The following is a 3,832-nucleotide window of genomic DNA, read 5'->3' as shown; positions in this document are numbered from 1 at the left end:
TGGACGAGCACGTCCGGCCCGCCGCGGACGACCGTGTCCTGGCCGAGCTCGCGCCACGGCTCGAAGCCGAGCGCGGGCAGCTCGGCCTCGATCCGGGCGACCAGCTCGCCGGTGCCGCCGTCGCCGACGTCCTCCTGGTAGATCTGCGTCGACCAGCCGAGCGCGATCGGCAGCCGCTGGACGGCCAGCATCAGGAAGTACTCCGAGAGCGACCGCGCCTGGGGGACCCACTCCCGCTCGTCCCAGCCGACGCAGGCCAGCACGCGCGGGTCGGGCTCGTGCGCCTCGGCGGCCGGGTAGCCCCACGCGACGCCGTACACGCCCTCGATCATGAACACGCAGACCCGGTGGTCGGCGTCCGGCGCGATCAGGTCCGAGTCGTCCGGGATCGGGCCCGCGCCCCCGTCACCGGACGGCTCGGCTCGGGCCGCAGGCGGGTACACGGGCTGCATCCACGGGTGCATCCAGTGGGGGCGGTCGTCCTGCGTGATGGTGTTGAAGGGCAGCTCCCACCATTCGTCCAGCACCGCCGGGACGGGCAGGGCGAGGTCGGCGTCCTCGAACTCGTCCGTGCCGCCCAGGGCGAGCACGGACTTCCCGTGCTTGTCCGCGGACCAGCGGTTCCACCGGGACGATCCCGGTTCGACCACGTAGCCCCATTCCTCCTGGAACTCGCGCAGGACGTCCCAGCGGTTCGGCGCGGCCCTCAGCCGGTCCGCGAGCGTCCCGTAATCAACGATCTTCGCCACGCGGAGAAGCGTAGGGGTAGGCGGACGCGTCCCGGGGTGTCCGGGGACGCCGGGCCCCACCCGGGGTCGCCGAGCCGGCCGAGATCTCTCCGGGCCCGCCGCTCCGGTTGACCTCAACCAAGGTTGAGGTTTCACGATGGGTGCCCACCGAGGTGACGGAGGCAAGGGTGAGCACAGTCGAGTTCGGAGCGCGTCCCCTGGGACGGGTGAGCCCGCCGGTGACGGCGGCGACGGTCCTCCTGGGGGTGCTGGCGCTCGCGATGTCGATCGCGGGCACCGCCGTGGCGGTCCCGCGGATCGGCGCGGACCTGGGGGTGTCCGGGCCGTCCCTGCAATGGACCGTCGCCGGGTACAACCTCACCTTCGCCGCGTTCACGCTGGTCTGCGGCTCGCTGGCGGACCTGTTCGGACGCCGCCGGACGTTCACCCTCGGCGCGGCGCTGTTCACCGTCGCCGCCCTGGCCAGCGCCGTCGCGGACGGGATCTGGCTGCTGGACGCCGCGCGCCTGCTCGCGGGCGTCGGCGCGGCGGGGATGATGGCGGCGGGCGGCGCCATCCTCGCCGCGACCTTCGACGGCCCGGCCCGCACCCGCGCGTTCGCCGGGATGGGCACGATGGCGGGCGTCGGGATCGCGGTCGGGCCGTCCCTGTCCGGGTGGATGGTCGGCGGGGTCGGCTGGCGCGGCACGTTCGGCGCCTACGCGGTCGTCGGCGTCCTGGTGCTGCTGGGCAGCAGGTTCGCGCCGGAGTCCCGCGCCGCCGAACGCCCCCGCGTGGACGGTCCGGGCGGGGCGGCGTTCATCGGCGGCCTCGCCCTGCTGATGTTCGGGATCATGCAGGGGCCGGAGGCGGGCTGGTCCGCCGCGTCCGTGCTGGGGTCCTTCGCGGCGGGACTGGTGCTGCTGGCGGCGTTCGTCGTCGTCGAGCACCGCAGCCCCCGTCCCGTCCTGGACCTGACGCTGCTCCGGAACGCGCCGTTCATGGGCTGGTGCCTCGGAACCCTCGCGACGTCCATCGGCTTCCTCGGCGTGCTGGTGTTCCTGCCCACCTACATCCAGGGCGTGAACGGCGCGTCGGCCGGGGAGGCGGGGCTGATGATGCTCATGCTGACCGGGCCCGTGCTGGTCGTCCCCGCCCTGGGCGGCTGGCTCGTCTCGCGGGGCGCGTCCGGCGGACCGCTCTCATCCGGGCGGGCGCTGATCACGCTCGCCCTGGGCCTGGTCACGGCGGGGAACCTCTGGCTGACCGTGCTGCAGCCCGGCATCGGCGCGGTCGCGCTGCTCGGCCCGCTCCTGCTGGTCGGCATCGGCATGGGCCTGTCCTTCGGGATCACCGACGGGCAGGCCATGGCCCTCGTCCCGTCCGACCGGGCCGGGATGGCCGCGGGGTTCCTCAACACCGTGCGCGGCGCGGCTGAGGCGCTGGTCATCGCCGTGTTCGGGGCGGCCCTGACCAGCCTCGTCCAGGCCCGGACGGGTTCGTCCGCGACCGCCGCGCGCATCGTGTCCGGCGAGGTCACCCGCGCCGACCACGCCGCGTTCACCCACGCCTGGCACGTGTCGCTGACGGGCGTGGCCGTCCTCACCGGACTCTGCGCGGTGGCCGTGTTCGCTCTGCTCGCACGGCGTCGTCCTGAAGCCTGAGACCGGTCCCGGGGACGGCCTCACCGTCCCCGGGGCCGGGGCGGTCAGGCGATCTCGGCCAGGCCGTCCTTGATCACGACGTCGCCGGCGCTGGACGTCGTCTCGAACGCGTACGTCCCGTCGCCCTTGTCGTAGATCCGCGTCGTGACGTCCTGACCGGGCAGGACGGGCTTGGAGAAGCGGACCGCCAGCCGCTTGAGCCGGGCCGGGTCGCCGCCCGCCGCCGACTCGATCACCGCCCGGGACGTGAACGCCATCGTGCACAGGCCGTGCGCGATGATCCCCGGCAGGCCCGCGCTCTTCGCGAACTCCTCGTCCAGGTGGATCGGCATCGGGTCGCCGGACGCCTTGGAGTAGCGGAACGTCTGATCGTCGTCCACGTGCTGGGTGACCTCGGCGATCGGCGCGGCGGTGCGCAGCTCCTCGGGGAAGCCGTGCGCGGGGGCCTGCTCGCCGACCGTCCGCCCCGCCTGGAAGCCGCGGAAGAACGACACCATCCACTGCTCGTTGACCAGGTCGCCGCCGTCGGTGCGGGTCTCCAGCCGCAGCGACACCGTCGTGCCGGACTTCTTGGACGAGTACCCGGTGACCTTCGCGCGCGAGACCAGCTTCATGCCGGGCTCGATCGGCCGGTGGAACACCATGTCCTGCTCGCCGTGCACGACGAACGGGATCAGGCTGTCGGGGACCACCTTGAACAGCGGGTCGATCATGCCGTGGAACACCGGGACGATCGCGAACACCGGCGGGGCCAGCTCGCCCGAGACGTGCCGGGGGTTGCCGTCGTTGGTGGCGGCGGCGTACTCGACCGTCCGCTCGCGCTCGACGGCGAAGTCGAACGGGGCGCTCCACACGCCCAGCTTGTCGTCGTTCATCTCGGTCATGGGGGTTCCTTACTGGTAGAGGCCCTTGGCCCAGCGGTAGTCGGCCTTGCCCGCGGGCGAACGCCGCACCCGGTCCACGATCTTCAGGTCGCGGGGCACCTTGTATCCGGCGAGCGTCCGGCGGGTGTGCGCGACCAGCTCCTCGGGCGTCGCGGACGCGCCGGGCCCGAGCGAGACGACGGCGGCGACGCGGCTGCCGAGGCGCTCGTCCGGGACGCCGACGACCAGCGCGTCGTACACGGCCGGGTGCGTCTTCAGCGCGGCCTCGACCTCCTCCACGAACACCTTCTCGCCGCCGGTGTTGACCACCAGGGAGCCGCGGCCGAGCAGCACGACCGAGCCGTCCGCCTCGACGCGGGCCATGTCGCCCTGGAGCGCCCAGCGGGTCCCCTCGTCGTCGGTCACGAACGTCTTCGCGGTCTTCGCCTCGTCGTTCCAGTAGCCGAGCGGGATGCGGCCGCGGCGTGCGAGCTGCCCGATCTCGCCGGACCCGGGCGCGACGGGGCGCAGCGCGTGGTCCAGCACGGCGGTGTCATCGCCGCGCGGCACGAACCGC

Annotated in this window: 3 protein-coding genes and 1 pseudogene; 1 reads left to right on the top strand and 3 read right to left on the bottom strand. The window is 73.5% G+C overall.

Features of this window, described 5'->3' with window-relative positions:
* Positions 1–749: pseudogene (locus tag AB0J52_RS31505) on the bottom strand (HEAT repeat domain-containing protein); the annotation flags it as partial.
* 167 nt (positions 750–916) lie between these two features.
* Between AB0J52_RS31505 and AB0J52_RS31500 the strand changes: the two are divergent.
* A complete protein-coding gene (locus tag AB0J52_RS31500; RefSeq protein ID WP_500186410.1) occupies positions 917–2,392 on the top strand; it encodes an MFS transporter in 1,476 nt (491 codons plus the stop codon).
* A gap of 44 nt (positions 2,393–2,436) precedes the next feature.
* Here AB0J52_RS31500 and AB0J52_RS31495 read toward each other — a convergent pair whose 3' ends face one another.
* Both AB0J52_RS31495 and AB0J52_RS31490 read right to left on the bottom strand, forming a co-directional pair.
* The gene (locus AB0J52_RS31495) at positions 2,437–3,276 is read right to left on the bottom strand and encodes a MaoC/PaaZ C-terminal domain-containing protein (protein ID WP_500186409.1); all 840 of its coding nucleotides are present in this window, start codon (positions 3,274–3,276) and stop codon (positions 2,437–2,439) included.
* Between the two features lie 9 nt (positions 3,277–3,285).
* A partial coding sequence (locus tag AB0J52_RS31490) for an AMP-binding enzyme (RefSeq protein ID WP_500186407.1) occupies positions 3,286–3,832 on the bottom strand: 547 nt, incomplete at its 5' end.

Source organism: Spirillospora sp. NPDC049652 (assembly GCF_040675125.1).
Classification (GTDB): Bacteria; Actinomycetota; Actinomycetes; order Streptosporangiales; family Streptosporangiaceae; genus Spirillospora.
The sequence above is the reverse complement of the archived record's forward strand: the minus strand, read 5'-3'. Positions and strand labels throughout refer to the sequence as shown.

Coding starts and splice junctions, on each gene's coding strand:
- AB0J52_RS31495 (WP_500186409.1), bottom strand. CDS start 3,276: ATGACCGAGATGAACGACGACAAGCTGGGCGTGTGGAGCGCCCCGTTC.